The organism is Ottowia sp. (assembly GCF_046348305.1).
Taxonomy (GTDB): domain Bacteria; phylum Pseudomonadota; class Gammaproteobacteria; order Burkholderiales; family Burkholderiaceae_C; genus Ottowia.
In genome coordinates this window covers 20,319-40,747 of the sequence record NZ_JAXMEM010000016.1, presented here as the reverse complement: position 1 = coordinate 40,747, position 20,429 = coordinate 20,319, and the positions used below count along the sequence as shown (strand labels likewise).

Sequence of the window (20,429 nt, the reverse complement as noted above, 5' to 3'; positions counted from 1 at the left end):
GCCCGGTTAATCTCACGCTTCAAAGTTCATGGTTTTTTCACCGACCTTCACCCTCGCAAGCGTTCATCCGCTGGGTGTTTGGCCGTGTGTAGGGCTTCGCCTGCAATCACTTTGCCAGTTTCAAGCATTTTCTGCCTCTAGTGCACGCCAGCCAAGCGCAAGCAGCTATGGGGTTGGTAGCGCTGCGCATTCACGCCCCATTCCATCGCCGGGGCTAACTCTGCGGTCAAGCCGACCGCCTACGGCGGCGGCTTACCTTGGCTGTTAGGCAGAACCAAAGGAACCCTTGTACATGAATCAAGCTGCCATCTTGTACCCAGTAATCGCATTAGCTTTGCTTACTTTCATCGTTCTCCTGCTTATCCCATATCAGCGCGCCAAGGCTCTAATTCTCAAACAAATGGTCATAGACGATTTGAAATTTGGAGAATCTAAAAATGTCCCAGTTGAGGTCAGCATCCCTAACCGGAACTACATGAACCTTCTGGAGCTCCCCTTACTGTTTTATGTGGTGTGCCTAACCACGTTCGTAACTCACACCGTCACCTCCGCTGCAATAGGTCTCGCATGGGGCTATGTCGCGTCACGGGCAGTTCATAGCTTGGTGCATCTCACTTACAACAAGGTGTGGCATCGCCTCGCGGCTTTTGTATCAAGCAATTTTTTTCTATTGGCACTGTGGGGGTTACTGACCCTCAATCTCAGCAAATGAGTGCCAGCTTGCCTAACAAGGCGTTGCACCGGAAAAACTTGCCTCCGCTTCGCTACGGCAATTTTTCCGGTGAACTTGGGCGTTAGAGAAAGGAAATATAAATGAGCGATTGGGATTTTCTTCATGAAATGCATGCCCGTGGCTATAGCTCCGCAGATATTGCTGATGCTGCGGGCTGTGGCTATGCACCTTGGGAAGCTGTTCACATAGCTGAGCAGGAGACAAAAGACGCGTTAAAAGAGCTGCAGACTATGCGTAGCGCGCAAGAGATTTCCCGTGAAGAATTTCTAAAGGCTAGGGAAAAAATTCTTGGCCACGGTAGGCTCTAACCCGGCGGTCAAGCCGATCCGCCTTCGGCGGCCGGCTTACCTTTTTCGTTAGTCCCCTCATAATCCGCTTTATGCAGGCCGTCATTAATCCCAGCGTTTCGTCCTTCTCAAGCGTTTGTTCGCTGGGGTTTTGACGCTCCTCTGGGCTTCGCCTGCATTCGCTGCGCCAGTTTCATTCGGGTAGTCCACGTCCGGGTGGTCGGGCTTGAGGATGTGGGTGGAAGGCGTGGCACCGGCCGGTTCAAACAGCGCGCCATCCTGCAGAACCACGGCCAGCTTGTGCTGCGCGCCGGCCAGCGACATGCGTTTGACGGCGGCGCGCGTCAGCGGCGCTTTGGGCAACTGGCGGATGCGTGTCTGCAGCGCGTCGTCGGGCAAGGGGCGCAGGGGTTCGCCGGCTTGTGGCGCGGCCTCTGGCGGCAGCAGGGTCAGCGACCCGGCAGATTCCGCGCCGTACCAGGCCAGCAGGCCAAAGGCGTCTGCCGCGTCCAACCTGGCATCCTTGGCCAGCAGCACCCGTTGATCTTCTTCCGGCAGCAGGTTGTCGAAGTACCACTGCACCGGGCGCCGGCTGGCACCGTCCAGCAAAGGCTCTGGCGACAGCGGGATATGCGGGCTGAGCGCAAAACCCTTGGGGTTGGCCAGCCAGTCTGCGGCGTACTGAAAGCTCCACAGGCCAGCGACTTCCTGCAAGCGGCCGACTTCGTGCGGGTTGATCGACGCGTGCAAAGACCGGCCGGTCATGGCTTGCCCTTGTTGTCGGCCGGGTCGTTCAAATACGCCGCCACGCTCTCGGGCACGTCCACCATGACCCGGATACCCAAGCCTTCCAGCACCTGAAAGAGCTTGCCCCACTGCACCGTGTCGCCGCCACGCTCGATCTTGCCAAGAAAGTTCTCGCTCACACCGATGCTGCCTGCGGCATCGTCCTGGCGGATCTTCTGTGCCTTGCGGCTGGCGCGCACGATCTTGCCGATGGTGGCTGCGTCGGGGATGGATATGTTCACGTTCAATCTCCACAAGCGTGAGGATTTTCAGCCAGATCACCCCGATTGACAAGAAATCCTTTCGATCATGCGGATTTGTCTTTTGATTGATCTTTCATGCCAACAATCCTCAGCAGCAAGAGGATTTCATGACCACCAAGCGACCCATCGGCCTGTCCGGCACGTCCGTCTTGACTTTCCCATGGTGTCAAGCTTCATGATGCAGCTTTCAATCCACGGAGCTTTCATCATGAACCAAACCTTCACCGTCACCGGCATGACCTGCGGCCACTGCGAGGCCGCCATCAAGCGCGCGCTGGCGCGGCTGGATCCGGCCGCCCAGGTGCAGATCGACCGCAGCCAGAACCGGGTGGACGTGACCGGCAGCCAGCAGCCTCGCGAGGCACTGGCCGCCGCCATCCGCGAAGAAGGCTACGAGGTCAACCCATGAGCGCGCCGGGCCGCTCCCAAGCGCGAATCCCGCAGCGCGCAGCGCGGAGGGTAGTCCAGTGAGCGCCGCACGGCCGTCCGAAGGCGCGAAGGCCCCCTCGGGGGGCAGCGCAGCATGCGCAGCAGCGGAGCGTGGGGGCCAGGAACCCATCAACATCGGCCAGGCCGCCCGCGCCTCGGGCGTGTCGGCCAAGATGGTGCGCCATTACGAATCGCTGGGTCTGCTGGGCAGCGTGGCGCGCACCGACAGCGGCTATCGCCAGTACCGCGCGGCCGACGTGCACACGCTGCGCTTCATCAAGCGCTCGCGCGATCTGGGCTTTTCGATGGCCGAGATCGCCGAGCTGGTGAGCCTGTGGCACGACCAGGGCCGGGCCTCGGCCAGCGTCAAGCAGATTGCCCAGGCGCATGTGGACGAGCTTGAAAAACGCATCGAGGCCATGCAGGCCATGCGCCGGACACTACAAAATCTGTTGCAACACTGCCATGGCGACGCGCGCCCGGACTGCCCCATCCTGGACGACCTGTCGGGCAGCCGCTGACCGGCGCCCGCGCCGCCCCCGGGGCGGCTTTACTGCGTCAGTGGCTTCAGGCCGCCAGCTCGCGCAGCACATCGGGGTGACGCTGCGCCACGGCCAGCAAGGTTTGCGCCGCACCGCTGGGGTGCCGGCGGCCCTGCTCCCACTCCTGCAGGGTGCGCACGCTCACGCCCATGAGCCGCGCGAACTGGGCCTGAGACAACCCCGATGCCGCCCGCGCCAGCGCCACGGGCGAATGCACCACGGCACCCTGGCCCGCGCGCATCTGCTTGACCGAAGCCAGCAACTTGGCGCCCAATTCCGCGCCCGTCATCGTTTCATGCTTGGTTGTAGACATTTTCGATCTCCTGCTTGATCGCCTTGAGCAGGTGCGCCGGAATGCTGCCACGCACCGCTTTGGCGTAGATCACCAGCAGATGAATCACGCCAATTTCCAGCCGATTGAAATAAATCACCCGCACCCCACCGCGCTTGCCCACGCCCGCGCGCACCCAGCGCACCTTGCGGCAACCGCCGGAGCCGGGTATCACGTCACCCGCCTCAGGATTGGCCGCCAACCACGCACAGAACTCACCGCGCTCACCATCGGTCCAGATGCCTCTTGCGTCGGCGCTGAAGACCGGCGTTTCGATGATGGTGTACACACAAAAATTATACGTCAATGACGTATTACAACGATAGCCCGCCGCCCCCGAGGCGGTTTTTTTGCGCAACTTTACAGAGCGACATGCGCGAGCGATGGGGCCGAAACAGCGACGCGCCACACTGCGCAGCAAGGCGGCATTCACACCCGATCCCGGTGCCGGCCCCACGCATCCAAGCCTTTGTTCTCATTGAAAGGACCCCGACCATGACGAACCGCAAACACCTGCTGCTGGCCACCCTGCTGGCCACCGCCAGCACCCTGACCCTGGCACAAACCCCTCCGCCCCCGCCGCCCGCGCCTGGCGCCGCCGCCACGGCGCCCGCCGACTCCGGCGCGCGCCAGCAACGCTGGGCCGAGCGCCGCGCCAGGCACCTGGACCAGCTCAAGGCCGCGCTCAAGCTCAGCCCGGCGCAAGAAGGCGCCTGGAGCACCTACACCGCCGCCATGCAGCCGCCGGCGCAGCGCCCACCGCGCATGGACCGCGCCGAGATGGCCCAGTTGACGACGCCCCAGCGCATCGACCGCATGCAGGCCATGCAGGCCGAGCGCCAGCAGTTCATGACCCAGCGGATGGACGCGATCAAAGCCTTCTACGCCCAGCTCACGCCCGAGCAGCAGAAGGTTTATGACCAGCAGTCGATGCGCCACGAACCGCGCGGTCGCCACGGCGGCGGCCCTGGCATGCATCGCGGCGGCTGACACCCGCCCACGCTGCCCGCCAGGCCAGCCCGCGGCGCAAGCCCGGCTGGCCTGGCTGTTTTTGGCGCGCGCCCGCTGCCTCACAATGGCTGCATGGCGCCCAACAAGATCCACCCCCTCCCGCCCCTGCCACCGCGCCCGGCGCGCGGCACGGTACCCCTGCCCACCATCCGCCCCGTGCCGCTGGGCGCGCCGCTCGCCTGGCTGACGCTGGGCTGGCGCGATCTGTGGCGCTGCGGCCCTTGGGGCCTGCTGCACGGGTTGGTGCTGGCGTTTTTTGGTGCGCTGCTGGTGCTGGGGGCCGGCAACCGGTTCTGGTTGCTGGTGGGCGCCTTCTCGGGTTTTCTGGTGGTGGCGCCGGTGTTGGCCACCAGCCTGTACGCGCTGTCGCGCGCGCTGGAGCGCGGCGAGCCGGTGGGCGCGCGCACCATCGTGCGCACCTGGACGCGCTGGCAGCATTCGCGCTTTGCCGCGCACGGCGGCTACTGGAGCCTGGTGCGCTTCGGCCTGCTGCTGTCGCTGGCCGGCACCGGCTGGGTGCTGACCTCGGCGGCGCTGATCACCGCGCTGGCGCCGCAGCCGGTGGCCACGCCCATCGACTTCATGCGCCACGTGGTGCTGGCGCCCGGCGGCCACGTGTTCGAGCTGTGGCTGATGCTGGGCGCTCTGATGGCCGCGCCCCTGTTTGCATCCAGCGTGGTGGCCATGCCGCTGCTGCTGGACCGCCGCGCCGACGTGCTGCAGGCGGTGCTGACCAGCTGGCAGGCGGTGCTGACCAACCCCGCGCCGCTGGCCCTGTGGGCGGCGCTCATCATGGCGCTGACCCTGCTGGGCATGGCCACGCTGCTGGCCGGGCTGGTCATCACCGTGCCGTGGCTGGGCCACGCCAGCTGGCACGCCTATCGCGCCCTGGTGGACGCCAGCAGCCTGCCCGAGCGCCAGCCGCCCGAAGGAGAGCACTGATGTTCGGCTTCACCGAGGAGCAAATCGCCTGGTTCGGCCTGACCTTCGGCGTCGGCGCCTTCATGCTCTACATGCTGTTCATCGTGGCACAGCTGGCCTGGGAATCCAAGGCCGGCAAGTTCGGCACCTTCGTGCTGTTTCTGGCGCTGGCCTTTGGCATGCTGGGCTTCGTGGCCAAGGGCGTGATCCAGTGGGTGATCGACAAGTAGCGCGCCCGCAAAGCCTGTGCACAAAGCCCGAACAAGTCGGCACTTGTCCACAGGCTCGCGCCGTCATGCCGACTTGTCCCCGCACCGCCGGCGCGCCGCGGCCCGTTCTGCACAGCGCCAACGATAGCGCAAGTCCTTGTCCAGCAAAGCAGTTTTTGCGTTCTTCACAAAAGTGCAGAACTCCTACTACAACTACTATCGATATACACAAACATTCAGATGAAAACCAAAACCGCCCTTGTCCACCGCCGTCGGACGGCTTTGCCCGATTGGCCTTGACCTTGGCGCCGCTCGCCGCTGCCAACTCGTTACATTGCGGCCGCTCGCCGCGGCTGAGCGCGGGGCCCCGCTGGTAAGATCGGCACGCTTTTCTCACCGGCCCGGGGGTCTGCCCGCACCACACCCGCATCCGGGCCCGCAATCGCTCTTCTTCCGCACCCATGTCCGTCGCCCTTGCCGGCCGCAGCCCTGCCAGCTTCGAGATCAAGAGCGCCAGCCTGTCGCTGCTGGCGCTGCGGCTGAAGTCGACCGACATGGATCTGCTGGCCACCGAGCTGCACACCCACTACGGCGACATGCCGGAGTTTTTTTCCAACGACTTGCTGGTGATTGACCTGGCGGCGCTGCCGGCCGAATCGGCAGAAACGCCGCTGGATTTCGAGCGCCTGGCGCAACTGCTGCGCGCGCACCGCCTGAATCCCGTCGGCGTGCGCGCCGGCAGCGCCGAGCACATGGCCGCAGCCGCCGGCGCCGGCCTGCCCGAAGCGCCGGATTTGCGCATGCCCCAGCCCGCGCCGGACAAGCCGGGCGCCGCCGCGCCGGTCGAAGCCGACCTGCCCGCGCCCGGCGCGCTGGTGGTGGACAAGCCCTTGCGCTCGGGCCAGCAGGTGTACGCGCGCGGGCGCGACCTGGTGCTGCTGGCCATGGTCAACCCCGGCGCCGAGGTGATTGCCGACGGCCACATCCACGTCTATGCCCCGCTGCGCGGGCGGGCCATCGCCGGCGCGCGCGGCTGGCCCGAGGCGCGCATCTTTGCGCGCGCCATGCAGCCCGAGCTGGTGTCGGTGGCGGGCGTGTGGCGCACCAGCGAGGAGCCGTTGCCCGAATCGGTGTGGGGGCGACCCGCCAGCGTGTCCCTGTCCAGCGGCGAGGCCGGTGACAAACTGATCTTCGAACCCATTGCGGACTAAAAACACCGGACGCAGAGGACGCAAAGAAAGCGCAAAAGACGCAAAAGAATTCAATTTTTTCAATCAAATCCATCGAACGCGCTTGGGTGATCAGCGCGATATGCTATAGTTTTTAAAGCAATTGAATCGGTTTTTTTTGCGTTCTTTGCGCTTTCTTTGCGTCCTCTGCGTCCGGCTGTTTAGGACTTGTTAACACTGTTTCTGCACGAACCAAGGGTGCTTTCGACATGGCAAGAATCGTCGTCGTGACTTCCGGCAAGGGTGGGGTGGGCAAGACCACCACCAGCGCTGCCTTTGCGTCGGGCCTGGCGCTGGCCGGCCACAAGACCGCGGTGATCGACTTCGACGTCGGTCTGCGCAACCTGGACCTCATCATGGGCTGCGAGCGGCGCGTGGTGTATGACCTGATCAACGTCATCCAGGGCGAAGCCAACCTCAAGCAGGCCCTGATCAAGGACAAGAACTGCGAGAACCTGTTCGTGCTGGCCGCCAGTCAGACGCGCGACAAGGACGCGCTGACGCAAGAGGGCGTCAAGAAGGTGCTGGACGATCTGGCCGCGATGGATTTCGACTACATCGTCTGCGACTCGCCCGCCGGCATCGAGACCGGCGCGCTGATGGCCATGCACTACGCCGACGAGGCGATCGTGGTCACCAACCCCGAGGTCTCCAGCGTGCGCGACTCCGACCGCATCCTGGGCATGCTGGGCAGCAAGACGCAGCGCGCCATCGACGGCAAGGACCCCGTCAAGGAGCACCTGCTGATCACGCGCTACAACCCCAATCGCGTGGCCGACGGGCAGATGCTGAGCCTGGAGGACATCCAGGACATCCTGCGCATCAAGCTGATCGGCGTGATTCCGGAGAGCGAGGCGGTGCTGCAGGCTTCCAACCAGGGCCTGCCCGCCGTGCACCTGAAGGGCACCGATGTGGCCGGCGCATATTCCGACGTGATCGATCGGTTTCTTGGCGTCGACAAGCCGATGCGCTACATCGATGCCGAAAAGCCCGGCTTCTTCAAGCGCCTGTTCGGGGGGCGTTGAGCCATGTCCTTCCTGAGCTTTTTTCTCGGCGAGAAGAAAAAGACCGCCAGCGTCGCCAAGGAGCGCCTGCAGATCATCCTGGCGCACGAGCGCACCGGCCGCAGCGCCGGCGAGCCCGACTACCTGCCCGATTTGCAGCGCGACCTGATCGCCGTCATCAGCAAATACGTCAAGATCGACCCGAAGGACATCAAGGTCAACCTGGAGCGCCAGGACGACCTGGAGGTGCTGGAGGTCAAGATCGAGCTGCCCGAGAAGCCCGAAAAGCCCGGCAAGCTGGCCGTGCAGACGGGTTGAAGCACCCACGCCGCGCATGGGCCTGGGCGCATGCGCGGCGGGTCGGGGGGCCGGATTGGCCGCATCGGTGTTGCTGCCTGGCGTCGGTGGCGTGAACGATGCCGGTATATCGTCGGCATATGGACGCCAGTTGATTTGAGTGATGCGGGGCGGTCCGTGCAAGCCCCAGAATCACACGATGCCCGAAACCCCACTTGCGCCCCCCGTATCGCGCCTGCGGCGTCTGCGCGTGGACCTGGGCACCATCATCACCGTCGGGGTGCTGGGCCAGGCGGCCCTGCTCATCGGCCTGGGCTACTGGGGCGCGCAGCGCATCGTCGGCACGCTGGCCGCCTCGGTGCACCGCGCCGACCACCAGCGGGTGGAAGACCGCATTCGCGCCTTCCTGGACAAGGGTGTGGCCGTCACCCGCACCATGGCCGCCGCGCCGCAGCTCGAACCCGCCGGGCCCGCCAGCGCCCCATCGGCCGCGCTGATGTGGGCGCTGCTGGCCGAGACGCCCGAGCTCGACAGCGTCTACGTGGCCGACGAACGCGCGCGCATGCTGATGGTGCTGCGCTACCCGCAGCCGGCGGTGCGCCACATCGTGCGCGAGGCCGGCGTCACGCGCGAGCGCTGGGACTTCAAGCTGCCCGACTCCGAAGGCGGCGATGCCCGCTCGCGCTATGTCACCCAGCGCACGGACGAGCGCCAGACCCAGTACAACCCGCTGGCGCGCCGCTGGTACCAGCAGGCGGTGGGCAGCGGGCAGCCGGTGTGGACCGCGCCCTACGTGTTCGACGCCGCGCACGAGCTGGGCGTGACCTATGCCATCCCGCTCAGGCGCGACACGGCCCAGGGCGAGCACACCCTGGTGGTGGCCACCGATGTCACCCTGGGCCGCCTGTCCGACTTCGTGCGCCAGTTCAGCCATTCCGGCTATGGCGACAGCGCCCTGCTCAGCAGCGATGGCCGGGTGCTGGCGCGCAGCGACGCGCCCGGTGTGCCGCAAGCCCTGGCCCCGCCCCAGGGCGGCGTGCTGGGTGCGCTGGCCGCGCAGTTGTCGGGCCCGGCGGCCCGGCTGTCCAGTCAGACGCTGGACCTGGACGGCCACGCCTACCTGGTGCAGTCCTCGGTGCTGCCCGCCACCGGGTGGACCCTGCTGAGCTGGGTGCCCGAAAACAAGGTGCTGGGCGGCGTGCGCGGCGCCGTGGTGTGGGGCTTCGTCATGGCCCTGGGTTTCCTGACGCTGATGCTGCTGCTGTCGCTGCGCATGGCGCGCGGCATCACGCGGCCGGTGGAGCGGCTGGCGCGCAATGCGCGGCGCATCGGCCGGCTCGAATTGCAGGCGCTGCCGCGCGTGGACAGCCGCCTGCTGGAGATCCAGCACCTCGACCAGGCGCTGGCCGAATCCGCGCGCGGGCTGCAGGCCTTCATGAAGTTCGTGCCCGTGGACGTGGTGCGCCAGCTGATGGCGCAGGGCCACGCGCTCACGGCCAGCGGCGAGCCGCGCGAACTCACCGTCATGTTTACCGACGTGCGCGGCTTTACCCACATGGCCGAATCGGTGTCCGCCCAGCAACTGGTGGCGCAGATGACGCGCTACTTCAACGCCGCCTCGCAGGTGATCATGCAGCACGGCGGCACGCTGGACAAATTCGTCGGCGACGCGCTGATGGTGCTGTGGGGCGCGCCGGTGGAATTGGCCGACGCCCCCTTGCAGGCCTGCCGCGCCGCGCAGGATTTGCAGCGCACGTTCGACGCCCTGAACGCCGAATGGGCGCTGGCCGGCCTGCCGGCGTTCGAGACCTGCATCGGCATCCACACCGGCCCCGTTGTCGCCGGCGTGCTGGGCGCCGACGACCGCCTGACCTACACCGCGCTGGGCGACACCGTCAACGTCGCCAGCCGCGTCGAGGACCTGAACCGCGCACTGGGCACGCGCATCCTGATCTCGGACACCACGCGCAGCGCCCTGGGCGAGCGCCTGCCCACCCGCGCCATCGGCGCCGTGCCGCTGCGCGGGCGCCAGACCACACTGGAGGTGTGGGAGCTGCTGGAACGCGCGCCGCCGCAGCCGGATCCCGGAGCGTGAGCGCCGTATCATGCGCGCAGGATGTCTCCCCGCGCCATGAGCCCCGCCCCCACCGACGACCCCACTGAAGCCTCCCTGCGCCCGCCCGAGCCGGCGCGCGAGACCAGTCCCTTGCGCTGGGCGGGCTTGCTGGTGGCGCTGCTGGCCCTGGCGCTGGCCGCGTGGCACGGCTGGGGCTGGTTGCATGAATACGTGGCGCAGCGCCACGCGGTGGCCGAGGGCCGGGCGCCGGCGGCGCCTTCGGCTGACGGTGCCGAGGGTGCGGCGTCGGCGCCGCCTGCCGCCGCAGCCCCTTCAGTCGCCGTCGCGCGGGGCGATTCGGGCGAGCCCATGGCCCCGGCCGTGACGGGCGAGGCGATCCGCCGCTGCATCCAGCCCGACGGGCAGTTGACGTTTACCAACCAGGCCTGCCCCGCCGGCTCCAGCGCCGAGCCGACGCCGGCTGCCGCCGCGCCCGAGCTTCGGCAGGCCGTCCGCTTTGACGCGGGCGAAGACCCCAGCCTGCACGAGGCCAGTTGCCACTATCTGGCCGCCGAAATCGCGCGGCTGGACTACGAGTTTCGCCAGCCCTTGCCGCCGCCGGTGATCGATTTGATCTCCACCCGCCTGAGCACCTTGCGCAACCAAAGCGAGCAGGGCCGTTGTGCCCCGCTGCCCAAGCCGGCGACGGTGGCCGCGCCCAGCGAGCGCGCCACGCGCAAGGTGCTGACGGAGAACCCGGGGGCGGCGCCCAAGCCGCGGCGCTGACGCGGCGGCGGCGCGCTTTGGCCGTTTGCAGGCTCTCAGGGCCGCGGCTTGGTCTCGGGGCCGGCGCTCGGCCCGAAGTTGCTTTGCGCCGGCGGCGGCGCTGACGCCGCGCCGCTGGCGGGGGCGGGGGCGGCCGGCGCGGTCGCGTTGGTGGCCGTCGCGGGGCGGGCGGTGCTTGACGCACGCGGCGAGCTGGCCGCCGGAGTCCGGCTTGGCATGGGCATCTGGGCGAAGGCCGGGACGTTCCATGCCATGGCGGTGGTCATCACCACGGCGGCGGCGGCGTTGCGGACAAGTTGCTTGGTCATCTCCGAGCTTCCTTTCGGTCGGTTGAACACGGAATCCAGTTTGCCCTCATTTGCTGTTACAACCACGGCGCCCCCGTTGGTCTTGTAACGGTGTGAATGCACACTCACCTGACAATTTCCAACACCGGCGTGCCGGTGGATCACCCGCCCGCGAGCGCGGTGCGCCGCCGGGCGACGGCGCCCGCAGTCCTGCGGGGGCATGCTCAAAAACGGCCGCACGCGTTAAAATATTGGGTTCAACCGACTGGGGGTCAGTCGTTGGCGCCATGCCTTCGCCGTCACCGGGAGTTGCCGCGCAACCCGCAAACCCCAACGCACGGACGCACAAGGAGCATTCACATGGCCAAGGAAGAACTGATTGAAATGCAGGGCATCGTCAACGAGGTGCTGCCCGACACACGCTTTCGCGTGACGCTGGATAACGGCCACGAGCTGGTGGCCTATTCGGCCGGCAAGATGCGCAAGAACCACATCCGCATCCTGGCGGGCGACCGCGTGACGCTGGAGCTCTCGCCCTACGACCTCTCCAAGGGCCGCATCAGCTTCCGCCACCTGGAGCGCCGCGGTCCGCCACCCACGGGCGGCAATCCGCAGCGCCGGCGCCGCTGACGCGGCGTCCAGGGGCCGCCGTGCGCGATGGCGCTCCGCCCCCGTGCGACGCCGTCGCGGCGGCGTTCCGGGCCCATCCGCGCAGCGCCTTTCTGCGCCCCGCCGAGCGGGCGCAGGCCGCCTACGATGGCCCGCTGCCCATCGGCTGCGGCCAGACCAATTCACAGCCACGCACCGTCGAAGCCATGCTGCGCCTGCTTGAGCCGGCGCCCGGCATGCGCGTGCTCGATGTCGGCGCCGGCTCGGGCTGGACCACGGCCCTGCTGGCCCACCTGGTGGGGCCGAGCGGCGCGGTGCACGGGGTCGAGCTTGAACCCGAGCTGGTGCGCTTCGGCAGCGCCAACCTGGCCGCCACCGACCAGCCCTGGGCCTCGATCGTGGCCGCCGAGCCCGGCGTGCTCGGCCTGCCGCAGCTGGCGCCGTTCGACCGTATCCTGGTGTCGGCCGAGCCCGAGGTTCTGCCGCAGACCCTGGTCGAGCAGCTGGGCGAGGGCGGCGTGATGGTGATCCCGGTGGCCGGCGTGATGCTGCGCGTGCGCCGCCGCGGCATGCACATCGAGCGCAGCGAACACGGCTTCTACGCGTTCGTGCCGCTGCGCTGAGGGTCAGCGCGCCGCGCGCCGCGCCCGCACCGCATCGGCCAGCGTGCGCAGCACCGGCACCGCCTGCTCGAAGCTGATGCAGGCGTCCGTCACCGACACGCCGGGTTTCATGTGCTGCGCGTTGTTGCACTGAACCCCTCAAGACTGCATCGCCAGTGACGGGGGAAACCCCGGCCACGGCGATCGCGGGCATGGCCTGCTTTGCGGCCTTTCGGCTCTTTGGGTTTCATGTGCTGCGGGCCGCGCGCAGGGCCTTGGCAGTTGAACCCAAGCTTTCTCGGCTGCTGGCGCTTGGTGGGAAAGCGCATTCAGCTATGAAAACAAGAGTATTGGTGGGTTGGGTTGAGGCGCGAACCCAGCGGCAGGCGGCGCCGCCGACCCAAGCGTGCGAGCGGCTGTCGACGCCCGTTGAGCCACGCGATACCGCCGTCGTGGGTTGACCCAGCGTCCTTGCCAGAGCCACCGGCTCCCGCGCCCTTGCACCGACTTCACGGACGCCGTGCAGCGCCTATGCCTGCATCGGCGTCATAGCTATCGCGCTCGTGCAATAGTCCATCGGTCGCGCGACTGCTTTCCGGTGGCGGATGGCGGAGCGAAGAGACGACAAATGCCGGGGAGGGACATGGAGTACCCACGATGTCCAACGATGCGGCCGTCCAGGCCGGAGCGCACGGCCATGGTGACGGTGACCGCCAGCTGACGGCGATTTTCTCCGCCTACACCATCACCGCCACGCTGTGGCTGCTGTTTGCCACCGCCATCGGCTTGCTGCTGGCCTTCAAGTTCGGCGCCCCGGATTTCTGGGCCGCGAAGTACCTGACCTTCGGACGCCTGCGGCCGATCCACACCAACGGCACGTTTTACGGCTGGGCCAGCATCGCGCTGGTCGGCCTGGCGTATGACGTCGCGGCGCGCAGTTGCGGCACACGGCTGTACAGCACGCGGCTGGCCTGGATCGGCCTGTGGCTGTTCAACATCGCGGCGGTCGCCGGCACCATCGCGCTCGAGCTGGGCTACAACGAGGGCGATCTCGAATACCGCGAGTGGCCGTGGCCGATCCGCCTGATCTTCCTGGCGGCGCTGATCGTGACCGCTTGGAACCTGATCGGCACCGTGGCCCGGCGGACTTCGGACGACATCTACCTGTCCAACTGGTACACCATGGGCGCGCTCCTGTGGACCTGCGTGATCGCCATCGTGGCGATCCTGCCCTGGTATCAGCACGGGCTGGGGCAGGTGGCGATCTCGGGGTATTACATGCACAACGCCGTCGGCATGTGGTTCACGCCGCTGGCGCTGGGCGTGTTTTATTACGCCATTCCCAAGATCATGAGCCGGCCCATCTATTCGTACGCGCTCGGCGTGTTTGCGTTCTGGACCAATCTGTGCTTTTACCCGCTGCTGGGTGGGCACCACTTCCTGTTCAGCCCGCTGCCGTGGTGGCTGCAGACCACCGCCATCGTGTTTTCGGTCGCCATGATCGTGCCGGTGTGGGGTGGCAGCGCCAACTATCTGCTGACGATGCGTGGCCGCTTGCGTGACCTGACGCACGCCTATCCGCTGGCCTTCATCTTTGTCGGCGTGATCGGCTACCTGGTGGGTTCCACGCAGGGCACCGTGGAGGCCTTTCGCTCGCTGCAGGCACTGTGGCATTTCAACAATTTCACCATCGGCCATTCGCACCTGACGATGTACGGCTTCGTCAACTTCGCCATCTGGGGCGGGCTCTACGCCCTGCTGCCGCTGGCGACCGGCAAGACCGCCGGACGTTTCGGTCTGGCGCTGCATTTCTGGATGGCGCTGGTGGGCAGTTTCATCTACGTCATCTCGCTGTCGATCGGCGGCACCGTGCAAGGCCTCGGCTGGGTTCAGGGCAAGCCGTTCATCGAGTCGGTGACGGACATGGCGCCGTACTACGTCTGGCGCGGGGTGGGCGGCATCCTGATGTTCCTGTCGCACCTTGTCTTCGCATGGAACGTCTGGCGCATGACCACGGGCGTCGCGGGCAACGCCGCTTCGCCCATCCTGGCTCCGGCCGAGGCAGGAGCGGCGGCATGAAAAAGCTGGTTCTGATCGCCGGCGGCGCGCTGCTCGTGTACGTGCTCATCGTGCTGGCGATCGCCGTGATCCCGGCCATCGAGCTGTCGCGCGTGCCGCCGGGCCCCGGCGTGGTCGATCTGACGCCCGTGCAGGCCGAAGGCCGGCGGGTGTTCGCGGCCAACGGCTGCGCGTATTGCCACACGCAGCAGGTGCGCCCGCTGGCCGAGGACAAGGAGTTCGGCCGCCCCTCGGCGCCGGGCGACTTTGCCTTCCAGACGCCGGAGCTGCTGGGCTCCGAACGGACCGGCCCGGACCTGAGCAACGTGGGCGTGCGCAAGGGCAGCGACGTCTGGCAGTACATCCACCTGTATCAGCCGCGCGCGCTGGTGCCGCAATCGATCATGCCGGACTTCAAGTTTCTGTTCCGCGTCATGGCCAAGGCCCCCGCGGGCGAGACCGCGATCCCGGTGCCCGCACCGTTCGCCCCTGCCAATGGCGTGGTCGTGCCGACGCCCGAGGCCAAGGCGCTGGTGGCCTACCTGCTGTCACTCAAGCAGTCGAGCATTCCCGGCTACGACATGAAGGGCGCCGCGCCGGCCGCCGCAGCCCCCGCCGCACCCGGGTCATCTGGCGCGCCCGCGGCCGTTGCCGGTGCCTACGTGTTCAGTCAGGCCAAGGGGCAGGCCCTGTTCACTGCCAACTGCGCGGCCTGTCACCAGGCGTCGGGCGAGGGCGTGCCGAGGGCCTTCCCGCCACTCCGGGGCAATGCGGCCGTGCTCGATGCCGATCCCACGCTGCATCTCAGGACGATTCTGGAGGGAGCGCACGGCAAGACCATCGGCGGCGCGACCTATGGCAGCGCCATGCCGCCATTCGCCAGTCAGCTGAGCGATCCGGAGATTGCCGACATCGCCAACCATGAGCGCACGTCCTGGGGCAACAGCGCCAAGCCGGTCACGCCAGCCGAGGTTGCGGCCGTGCGCGCCAAGCCAGCGGGGGCGGACCAATGACGATGGCCAGCGGGCCCTTCTGGGGCATGGTGGCGATCATCGCCGTCACGGGCGTGATCACACTGGCGTGTTTCGTCGCCGCGTTCTGGATGCTGCTGCGCCCCGGCGAGCACGACCCGCGCCACGTCAAGTACGACATCCTGCGCCCGGATCGCTGATGGAGCCTGCACGATGACCGCCCACAGGAAACCGCATGTTCGCGTGTACGTGGACGACAGCCCGCGTCCGCTGATCGACCACGAACTGCCGACCACGCTCGCGCTGGACACGCGGCAGCTGGCCGATGGCCCGCACCGACTGGTGATACGCGCCGAGGACCAGAGCGGCGCCGAAGGCGTCGAAGAGATTGCGTTTCGGGTGCAGAACGGCCCGGGCATTCTGGTGTCGGGGCTGCGACCGGGCGCCACGCGCGGCGGCACCCTGCACCTGACGGTCGACGCCTTCAGTACCGACGACCCGTTCGACCCCCGGCGCGCCGAGGCGCGCTCGTCCATTCCCGTCTGGGTCTGGGTGCTGTGCCTGTTCGTGCTGGCCTGGACCGTCTGGTATGCGGCGCGCATGTGGGATGTGCCGGCGCAGTACGCGCAGACGCCCACCTACGCGCCGCCGGTGGCCGCCACCGCGCCGGCCAAGCCCTGACGCGGCACGGGGGCGCGAGGGGCCGTGGTCGAGCGCGCTCCCTGGCGCTTCAGCGGCGCCGCCGCGCCCGCACCGCATCGGCCAGCGTGCGCAGCACCGGCACCGTCTGCTCGAAGCTGATGCAGGCGTCCGTCACCGACACGCCGGGTTTCAGGGGCTGGCCCGGCACGATGTCCTGGCGGCCTTCGTGCAGGTGGCTTTCGATCATCACGCCCATGATGCGCGCGTCGCCCGCCGCCACCTGCGCGGCCACGTCGCCCGCCACCTCGATTTGTTTTTGATGCTGCTTGCTGGAGTTGGCGTGCGAGCAGTCGATCATCACCCGCTCGCGCAGGCCCGCCGCGTGCAGCAGCGCGCCGGTGGCGTCCACGTCGGCCTTCGAATAGTTGGGCTGCTTGCCGCCGCGCAGGATCACGTGGCAGTCGGGGTTGCCGCGCGTTTCGAACACGGCGGCCTGGCCCATCTTGGTCAGGCCCAGAAAGGCGTGCGGCGCCTGCGCGGCGACGATGGCGTCCACCGCCATCTTCACGCTGCCGCCGGTGCCGTTCTTGAAGCCCACCGGGCAGGAGAGGCCGCTGGCGAGCTGGCGGTGGCTTGGGCTTTCGGTGGTGCGCGCGCCGATCGCGCCCCAGCTCACCAGGTCGCTGATGAACTGCGGGCTGAGCAGGTCCAGAAACTCGGTGCCCACCGGCAGGCCCAGCGCCAGCACGTCGAGCAGCAGGCGCCGCGCCAGCCGCAGGCCTTCGTTGATGGCGTAGCTGCCGTCGTGGTGCGGGTCGTTGATGTAGCCCTTCCAGCCCACGGTGGTACGGGGCTTTTCGAAGTACACGCGCATGACGACGATCAGCTCGCCGGCCAGCGCGTCGGCCTGGGCCTTCAGGCGCCGCGCGTACTCCAGCGCCTCGTCGTGGTCGTGGATGGAGCAGGGGCCGACGACGACGATCAGCCGGTCGTCGCCGCCGTGCAGCACGCGCGCCAGGGCGGCGCGGCTGGCCTCCACCGCGTCGATGGCGGTCTGGGGTGCCGGCAGCCATTCCTGCAGCAGCGCGGGCGTGATCAGCGGGCGCACGGCGCTGATGCGCACGTCGTCGATGCGGGTGCTGTCCTGGGTGCTGGGGGCTTCGAATTCGGGCATGGTGAAATCTGGGTCAAATGGGCTTGCTGCGCGCATGCATCAAGCGCAAGCAGCTATCAAAATCATACTCGATCGGCGGACTCGACGAGGGCCGGGCGGCGCACCATGGCGATGGCGTCGAACGGGCAGCGCACCGCGCACAGGGCGCAGCCGGTGCAGCCGGGCGCGTCGTCCAGCGCCGAGACCTTGACGACGCCCCGCGGGTGCAGGGACAGCACATGCGGCGGGCACACCGCCACGCACCAGCCGCAGCCGGTGCAGCGGTCGGGGTCGATCCGGGGCAGGGCCAGGCCGCGGGCTTTCATGATGGGCGCATTGTCGCGCGGCGCGCCGTGCCGTGCCTGCCTATCATGGCGTGTCATGCAAGCCGAGCCGATCACCCGTCACCTGCGCATCGAAGGCCGCGTGCAGGGCGTGTTCTACCGCGCCAGCCTGATCGACGAGGCGCGCCGCCTGGGCCTGGCGGGCTGGGTGCGCAACCGGCGAGACGGCAGCGTGGAGGCCGTGGTGCAGGGCGAGCCCGCGGCGGTGCAAACGCTGATCGACTGGGCCCACCAAGGCCCGCCGCGCGCGCAGGTGAGTGCGGTGCAGGTCAGCGCCGCGCCCGGGCAGGCCTTCAGCGTTTTCGAGCGACGCGATACCGCCTGAGCGCTGTCAGCCGCGCGCGATCGGCGCCACGCCGATCCAGGCCGCGTGCAGCCAGAAGGCAAACGCCGCCCAGGCCGCCGCGCCGACCACCACGGCCAGCAACGTCGGCGCCGGCTTGCCCGGCGCGTACACCGTGCCCAGCGCGCGGTCGCGCTGGCGGGCGGCGCGAAAGTCCAGCACGGCCCACAGCAGGAAGGCGCCAAACAGCACCAGATCGGCCAGCGTGGCGGTGGCCAGCAGGTGGCCAAAGGCCCACAGCTTGACGCCCAGCACCATGGGGTGATGCAGCCGCGCGCGGATGCTGTTGCGCGGCACGTAGGCCGCCGCCAGCAAGACGAACGCCAGCAGCGTGAACAGCGAGTTGAGGTGCTTGAGCATGGCCGGCGGGCTCCACAGCACCACCGGCTGCATCCGCGCCTGCGCAAAGCCCCAGATGATCAGCCCGAAGCCGATCAGCGACACCACCGAATAAAGCCCTTTCCAGCCCATCTCGCCCAGGCGCGCGATGGCGCGCGTGCGCCAGCCCTCGGCAAAGATGCGCACCGAATGCGCGCCCAGGAACAGGATCAGTCCGACAATCAGCATCCACATGTTCAGCCCCAGCTTGCACGCCGAACCGGCGCATGCAAACCATTATCGATGGGCAGGGTGTCGCCAAGGCACTGGCGCGTGTGGTGGGCTTGCGGCACGATGTCGCGAACAGCCGGACGCAAAGGACGAAAAAAATACGCAGAAGACGCAAAAGGAGAAATCCAAAAAATGGGTTTTTTGCGTCCTTTGCGAATCCTTTGCGTCCTCTGCGTCCGGTATTCGAAGTTTTCAAAGGCCCAACCCCATGCAACCCTTGCACGAACACCTGCGCCAGCACGCCCGCACCCGGCCCGATCGGCCGGCCCTCATCTGGTATGGCGCGCCCATCAGCTGGGCCGCGCTGGACCGCGCCAGCGACGCCTTTGCCGCCCGCCTGCAGGCGCTGGGCGTGCAAAAGGGCGAGCCGGTGGTGCTGTTTCTGAGCAACTGCCCGCAGTACTTCGTCGCCCACTACGGCATCCAGAAGATCGGCGCCATCGTCTGCCCCAGCGGGCCGCTGAACAAGGCGCACGAGCTGGGCTACCAGGTGGGTGACCTGAAGGCGCGCGTGATCGTCGCTGCCAGTGACCTGCTGCCGGTGGTCGAGCAGGTGCGCGCCGGCAGCACGCTGGCGCACGTGTTTGCCGTGCACTATGCCGACTGGCTGCCGGAGCAGCCCGCCATCGACCTGCCCGCCGAATTGACCGCCGCGCGCCAGGCCCCGCGCGCCGTGCCCGCGGGCTGCGAGGACTTCGAGGCGGTCGTGCGCACGGATGCGCGGCCCGTACCGGTGTCGGTGTCGATGGATGACGTCGCGCTGATGACCTACACCAGCGGGACGACGGGCCTGCCCAAGGGCGCCATGCTGAGCTTCGGCAATGCGCTGTTCAAGACCACCGTCACCGTGCAAAGCGCCGAAATCGGCGCCGATGACGTGGCGCTGTCGGTGGCGCCGCTCTACCACATCGCCGGCATGCTGATGGGCGTGAACGTGCCGGTGCTGGCCGGCGCCACGCAGGTGCTCTTGTACCGGTTCGATCCGGTGGCGGTCTTGCAGGCCATTGCCCAATACAAGGTCACGCACTGGTACTCCATCGCGCCGATGAACGGCGCCTGCATGCAGGTGCCGGGTGCCGAGCGCTACGATTTGAAGAGCCTGCGGCGCAATCCCGTCACCAGCTTCGGCATCACCTTCACCGAAGCGCTGGCGCAAAAATGGCAGGCCTTCACCGGCGGGCCGTGCATCAGCTGCGAGGCTGCGTATGGCCTGTCGGAGACGCACACCATGGACACCGGCATGCCGTTTGACGCCATCCGCTGGGGCACGCATGGCAAGCCCATGCCGGGCGTCACCATCCGCATCATCGACCCCGACACCGGCGCCGAGCAGCCGGCGGGCGAGCTGGGCGAGATCACGCTGATGTCGCCCGGCAACTTCCGTGGCTACTGGAACAAGCCCGAAGCCACCGCTGCGACGCTGAAGAACGGCTGGGTGCACACCGGCGACATGGGCAAGCTGGACGCCGAGGGGTATCTGACCTTCATCGGCCGCTTCAAGGAGATGATCAAGGTCTCGGGCTACAGCGTGTTTCCCGAGGAGGTCGAGACCATTCTGATCAAGCACCCGGCGGTGGCGCAGGCGGCGGTCATCGCGCAGCCCGATGCGGACAAGGGCGAGGTGGTCAAGGCCTTCATCGTGAAAAAGCCCGGCGCCGAGCTGACGGCCGAAGCCGTGATCGCGTGGTCGCGCGAGAACATGGCGCCCTACAAGGCGCCGCGCCACGTGCGGTTCATCGACGCGCTGCCGGCCACCGGCGCGGGCAAGGTGCTGCGGCGGATGTTGAAGGATTTGGATTGATGGGGCGAGCCGTGGACTTGCTCCCTCCCCCGCTGGGGGAGGGTTGGGGTGGGGGCCAGCGGCGCACAAACGCAAGCGTGGCGCATGGCTCGGCAACGGCTGCCCCCATCCCTGCCTTCCCCCAGT

27 protein-coding genes and 2 pseudogenes are annotated in these 20,429 nt (G+C 67.5%); 21 read left to right on the top strand and 8 right to left on the bottom strand.

The features are described 5' to 3' along the window. Positions 1–292 precede the first annotated feature (292 nt). The 3 genes from U1F38_RS16455 (at position 293) to U1F38_RS16445 (ending at position 1,093) form a co-directional block, all read left to right on the top strand. Positions 293–712 (top strand): MAPEG family protein, encoded by a 420-nt coding sequence (locus U1F38_RS16455; RefSeq protein WP_409988154.1) that lies wholly within the window; start codon positions 293–295, stop codon positions 710–712. A gap of 101 nt (positions 713–813) precedes the next feature. After that, positions 814–1,041 (top strand): hypothetical protein, encoded by a 228-nt coding sequence (locus U1F38_RS16450; protein WP_409988153.1) that lies wholly within the window; start codon positions 814–816, stop codon positions 1,039–1,041. Then, a complete protein-coding gene (locus tag U1F38_RS16445; RefSeq protein ID WP_409988158.1) occupies positions 1,022–1,093 on the top strand; it encodes a DUF1010 domain-containing protein in 72 nt (23 codons plus the stop codon). The genes U1F38_RS16450 and U1F38_RS16445 overlap by 20 nt, the downstream gene beginning before the upstream one ends. A gap of 122 nt (positions 1,094–1,215) precedes the next feature. Here the strand turns inward: U1F38_RS16445 and U1F38_RS16440 are convergent. Together U1F38_RS16440 and U1F38_RS16435 are read right to left on the bottom strand one after the other, a co-directional pair. Next, positions 1,216–1,785 (bottom strand): annotated as a pseudogene (locus U1F38_RS16440) (HipA N-terminal domain-containing protein); the annotation flags it as partial. Positions 1,786–1,808: 23 nt separating this feature from the next. Continuing rightward, positions 1,809–2,048 (bottom strand): annotated as a pseudogene (locus U1F38_RS16435) (helix-turn-helix domain-containing protein); the annotation flags it as partial. Between the two features lie 229 nt (positions 2,049–2,277). On the opposite strand from U1F38_RS16435, the gene U1F38_RS16430 reads away from it, so the two are divergent. Together U1F38_RS16430 and cueR are read left to right on the top strand one after the other, a co-directional pair. Beyond that, on the top strand, positions 2,278–2,478 hold the full coding sequence (locus U1F38_RS16430; RefSeq protein WP_409988152.1) for a heavy-metal-associated domain-containing protein: 201 nt from the start codon (positions 2,278–2,280) through the stop codon (positions 2,476–2,478). A gap of 148 nt (positions 2,479–2,626) precedes the next feature. Beyond that, entirely contained in the window at positions 2,627–3,019 is a 393-nt protein-coding gene (gene cueR / locus U1F38_RS16425) for a Cu(I)-responsive transcriptional regulator (protein ID WP_409988157.1), read from the top strand. Between the two features lie 46 nt (positions 3,020–3,065). Here cueR and U1F38_RS16420 read toward each other — a convergent pair whose 3' ends face one another. Both U1F38_RS16420 and U1F38_RS16415 read right to left on the bottom strand, forming a co-directional pair. Beyond that, complete coding sequence (locus U1F38_RS16420; RefSeq protein WP_409988151.1) at positions 3,066–3,353, bottom strand: helix-turn-helix domain-containing protein; 288 nt, start codon at positions 3,351–3,353, stop codon at positions 3,066–3,068. Then, entirely contained in the window at positions 3,334–3,660 is a 327-nt protein-coding gene (locus tag U1F38_RS16415; protein ID WP_409988150.1) for a transcriptional regulator, read from the bottom strand. Before U1F38_RS16415 ends, U1F38_RS16420 begins: the two co-directional genes overlap by 20 nt. 206 nt (positions 3,661–3,866) lie before the next feature. Here U1F38_RS16415 and U1F38_RS16410 point away from each other — a divergent pair, with 206 nt between their 5' ends. From U1F38_RS16410 to U1F38_RS16375, 8 genes are all read left to right on the top strand, one after another. After that, the gene (locus tag U1F38_RS16410) at positions 3,867–4,361 is read left to right on the top strand and encodes a Spy/CpxP family protein refolding chaperone (protein WP_409988149.1); all 495 of its coding nucleotides are present in this window, start codon (positions 3,867–3,869) and stop codon (positions 4,359–4,361) included. 93 nt (positions 4,362–4,454) lie between these two features. Continuing rightward, on the top strand, positions 4,455–5,324 hold the full coding sequence (locus tag U1F38_RS16405; protein WP_409988148.1) for a DUF2189 domain-containing protein: 870 nt from the start codon (positions 4,455–4,457) through the stop codon (positions 5,322–5,324). Then, entirely contained in the window at positions 5,324–5,533 is a 210-nt protein-coding gene (locus U1F38_RS16400) for a DUF2788 domain-containing protein (protein WP_409988147.1), read from the top strand. The genes U1F38_RS16405 and U1F38_RS16400 overlap by 1 nt, the downstream gene beginning before the upstream one ends. Positions 5,534–5,973: 440 nt before the next feature. Then, positions 5,974–6,723, top strand: coding sequence for a septum site-determining protein MinC (gene minC, locus U1F38_RS16395; RefSeq protein ID WP_409988146.1), 750 nt, complete (start codon positions 5,974–5,976; stop codon positions 6,721–6,723). A 227-nt stretch (positions 6,724–6,950) separates the two neighbouring features. Next, the gene (gene minD / locus U1F38_RS16390; protein WP_409988145.1) at positions 6,951–7,766 is read left to right on the top strand and encodes a septum site-determining protein MinD; all 816 of its coding nucleotides are present in this window, start codon (positions 6,951–6,953) and stop codon (positions 7,764–7,766) included. A 3-nt stretch (positions 7,767–7,769) separates the two neighbouring features. Then, the gene (minE, locus tag U1F38_RS16385; protein WP_409988144.1) at positions 7,770–8,063 is read left to right on the top strand and encodes a cell division topological specificity factor MinE; all 294 of its coding nucleotides are present in this window, start codon (positions 7,770–7,772) and stop codon (positions 8,061–8,063) included. A 178-nt stretch (positions 8,064–8,241) separates the two neighbouring features. Next, positions 8,242–10,137 (top strand): adenylate/guanylate cyclase domain-containing protein, encoded by a 1,896-nt coding sequence (locus tag U1F38_RS16380; RefSeq protein ID WP_409988143.1) that lies wholly within the window; start codon positions 8,242–8,244, stop codon positions 10,135–10,137. 36 nt (positions 10,138–10,173) lie between these two features. Beyond that, positions 10,174–10,884, top strand: a complete 711-nt coding sequence (locus tag U1F38_RS16375) for a hypothetical protein (RefSeq protein ID WP_409988142.1) — start codon at positions 10,174–10,176, stop codon at positions 10,882–10,884. 35 nt (positions 10,885–10,919) lie between these two features. On the opposite strand, the gene U1F38_RS16370 is transcribed toward U1F38_RS16375, so the two are convergent. Then, positions 10,920–11,192: a hypothetical protein gene (locus U1F38_RS16370; RefSeq protein ID WP_409988141.1), complete on the bottom strand. Its 273-nt coding sequence runs from the start codon at positions 11,190–11,192 to the stop codon at positions 10,920–10,922. A gap of 339 nt (positions 11,193–11,531) precedes the next feature. On the opposite strand from U1F38_RS16370, the gene infA reads away from it, so the two are divergent. From infA to U1F38_RS16340, 6 genes are all read left to right on the top strand, one after another. Continuing rightward, positions 11,532–11,801 (top strand): translation initiation factor IF-1, encoded by a 270-nt coding sequence (gene infA / locus U1F38_RS16365; RefSeq protein WP_377483641.1) that lies wholly within the window; start codon positions 11,532–11,534, stop codon positions 11,799–11,801. Positions 11,802–11,821: 20 nt separating this feature from the next. Next, entirely contained in the window at positions 11,822–12,403 is a 582-nt protein-coding gene (locus U1F38_RS16360; RefSeq protein WP_409988140.1) for a protein-L-isoaspartate O-methyltransferase family protein, read from the top strand. A gap of 636 nt (positions 12,404–13,039) precedes the next feature. Further along, positions 13,040–14,461 carry a cbb3-type cytochrome c oxidase subunit I gene (locus tag U1F38_RS16355; RefSeq protein ID WP_409988139.1) on the top strand — a complete coding sequence of 474 codons (1,422 nt, stop codon included), beginning with the start codon at positions 13,040–13,042 and terminating at the stop codon, positions 14,459–14,461. Then, positions 14,458–15,453, top strand: a complete 996-nt coding sequence (locus U1F38_RS16350) for a cbb3-type cytochrome c oxidase subunit II (RefSeq protein ID WP_409988138.1) — start codon at positions 14,458–14,460, stop codon at positions 15,451–15,453. The genes U1F38_RS16355 and U1F38_RS16350 overlap by 4 nt, the downstream gene beginning before the upstream one ends. Next, positions 15,450–15,611 (top strand): hypothetical protein, encoded by a 162-nt coding sequence (locus tag U1F38_RS16345; protein WP_409988137.1) that lies wholly within the window; start codon positions 15,450–15,452, stop codon positions 15,609–15,611. Before U1F38_RS16350 ends, U1F38_RS16345 begins: the two co-directional genes overlap by 4 nt. Positions 15,612–15,624: 13 nt before the next feature. After that, positions 15,625–16,092, top strand: coding sequence for a hypothetical protein (locus U1F38_RS16340; protein WP_409988136.1), 468 nt, complete (start codon positions 15,625–15,627; stop codon positions 16,090–16,092). A gap of 49 nt (positions 16,093–16,141) precedes the next feature. Here U1F38_RS16340 and U1F38_RS16335 read toward each other — a convergent pair whose 3' ends face one another. Together U1F38_RS16335 and U1F38_RS16330 are read right to left on the bottom strand one after the other, a co-directional pair. After that, positions 16,142–17,227, bottom strand: coding sequence for a 3-deoxy-7-phosphoheptulonate synthase (locus U1F38_RS16335; protein WP_409988135.1), 1,086 nt, complete (start codon positions 17,225–17,227; stop codon positions 16,142–16,144). A gap of 62 nt (positions 17,228–17,289) precedes the next feature. Continuing rightward, on the bottom strand, positions 17,290–17,532 hold the full coding sequence (locus U1F38_RS16330; RefSeq protein WP_409988134.1) for an ATP-binding protein: 243 nt from the start codon (positions 17,530–17,532) through the stop codon (positions 17,290–17,292). A 55-nt stretch (positions 17,533–17,587) separates the two neighbouring features. Here U1F38_RS16330 and U1F38_RS16325 point away from each other — a divergent pair, with 55 nt between their 5' ends. Beyond that, positions 17,588–17,875, top strand: a complete 288-nt coding sequence (locus U1F38_RS16325; protein ID WP_409988133.1) for an acylphosphatase — start codon at positions 17,588–17,590, stop codon at positions 17,873–17,875. Positions 17,876–17,881: 6 nt separating this feature from the next. Here U1F38_RS16325 and U1F38_RS16320 read toward each other — a convergent pair whose 3' ends face one another. Beyond that, on the bottom strand, positions 17,882–18,466 hold the full coding sequence (locus U1F38_RS16320) for an NnrU family protein (protein WP_409988132.1): 585 nt from the start codon (positions 18,464–18,466) through the stop codon (positions 17,882–17,884). A gap of 244 nt (positions 18,467–18,710) precedes the next feature. On the opposite strand from U1F38_RS16320, the gene U1F38_RS16315 reads away from it, so the two are divergent. After that, a complete protein-coding gene (locus U1F38_RS16315; protein WP_409988131.1) occupies positions 18,711–20,303 on the top strand; it encodes an AMP-binding protein in 1,593 nt (530 codons plus the stop codon). Positions 20,304–20,429 lie beyond the last annotated feature (126 nt).

What these genes read in the sequence shown, in the direction of transcription:
- minC (WP_409988146.1), top strand. Translation starts at nt 5,974, where the DNA reads ATGTCCGTCGCCCTTGCCGGCCGCAGCCCTGCCAGCTTCGAGATCAAG.
- U1F38_RS16375 (WP_409988142.1), top strand. Translation starts at nt 10,174, where the DNA reads ATGAGCCCCGCCCCCACCGACGACCCCACTGAAGCCTCCCTGCGCCCG.
- U1F38_RS16330 (WP_409988134.1), bottom strand. Translation starts at nt 17,532, where the DNA reads ATGAAAGCCCGCGGCCTGGCCCTGCCCCGGATCGACCCCGACCGCTGC.
- U1F38_RS16325 (WP_409988133.1), top strand. Translation starts at nt 17,588, where the DNA reads ATGCAAGCCGAGCCGATCACCCGTCACCTGCGCATCGAAGGCCGCGTG.
- U1F38_RS16405 (WP_409988148.1), top strand. Translation starts at nt 4,455, where the DNA reads ATGGCGCCCAACAAGATCCACCCCCTCCCGCCCCTGCCACCGCGCCCG.
- minE (WP_409988144.1), top strand. Translation starts at nt 7,770, where the DNA reads ATGTCCTTCCTGAGCTTTTTTCTCGGCGAGAAGAAAAAGACCGCCAGC.
- U1F38_RS16335 (WP_409988135.1), bottom strand. Translation starts at nt 17,227, where the DNA reads ATGCCCGAATTCGAAGCCCCCAGCACCCAGGACAGCACCCGCATCGAC.
- infA (WP_377483641.1), top strand. Translation starts at nt 11,532, where the DNA reads ATGGCCAAGGAAGAACTGATTGAAATGCAGGGCATCGTCAACGAGGTG.
- U1F38_RS16420 (WP_409988151.1), bottom strand. Translation starts at nt 3,353, where the DNA reads ATGTCTACAACCAAGCATGAAACGATGACGGGCGCGGAATTGGGCGCC.
- U1F38_RS16410 (WP_409988149.1), top strand. Translation starts at nt 3,867, where the DNA reads ATGACGAACCGCAAACACCTGCTGCTGGCCACCCTGCTGGCCACCGCC.
- U1F38_RS16370 (WP_409988141.1), bottom strand. Translation starts at nt 11,192, where the DNA reads ATGACCAAGCAACTTGTCCGCAACGCCGCCGCCGCCGTGGTGATGACC.
- U1F38_RS16355 (WP_409988139.1), top strand. Translation starts at nt 13,040, where the DNA reads ATGTCCAACGATGCGGCCGTCCAGGCCGGAGCGCACGGCCATGGTGAC.
- U1F38_RS16350 (WP_409988138.1), top strand. Translation starts at nt 14,458, where the DNA reads ATGAAAAAGCTGGTTCTGATCGCCGGCGGCGCGCTGCTCGTGTACGTG.
- U1F38_RS16345 (WP_409988137.1), top strand. Translation starts at nt 15,450, where the DNA reads ATGACGATGGCCAGCGGGCCCTTCTGGGGCATGGTGGCGATCATCGCC.
- U1F38_RS16455 (WP_409988154.1), top strand. Translation starts at nt 293, where the DNA reads ATGAATCAAGCTGCCATCTTGTACCCAGTAATCGCATTAGCTTTGCTT.
- U1F38_RS16430 (WP_409988152.1), top strand. Translation starts at nt 2,278, where the DNA reads ATGAACCAAACCTTCACCGTCACCGGCATGACCTGCGGCCACTGCGAG.
- U1F38_RS16340 (WP_409988136.1), top strand. Translation starts at nt 15,625, where the DNA reads ATGACCGCCCACAGGAAACCGCATGTTCGCGTGTACGTGGACGACAGC.
- U1F38_RS16320 (WP_409988132.1), bottom strand. Translation starts at nt 18,466, where the DNA reads ATGTGGATGCTGATTGTCGGACTGATCCTGTTCCTGGGCGCGCATTCG.
- U1F38_RS16450 (WP_409988153.1), top strand. Translation starts at nt 814, where the DNA reads ATGAGCGATTGGGATTTTCTTCATGAAATGCATGCCCGTGGCTATAGC.
- U1F38_RS16315 (WP_409988131.1), top strand. Translation starts at nt 18,711, where the DNA reads ATGCAACCCTTGCACGAACACCTGCGCCAGCACGCCCGCACCCGGCCC.
- U1F38_RS16380 (WP_409988143.1), top strand. Translation starts at nt 8,242, where the DNA reads ATGCCCGAAACCCCACTTGCGCCCCCCGTATCGCGCCTGCGGCGTCTG.
- U1F38_RS16400 (WP_409988147.1), top strand. Translation starts at nt 5,324, where the DNA reads ATGTTCGGCTTCACCGAGGAGCAAATCGCCTGGTTCGGCCTGACCTTC.
- minD (WP_409988145.1), top strand. Translation starts at nt 6,951, where the DNA reads ATGGCAAGAATCGTCGTCGTGACTTCCGGCAAGGGTGGGGTGGGCAAG.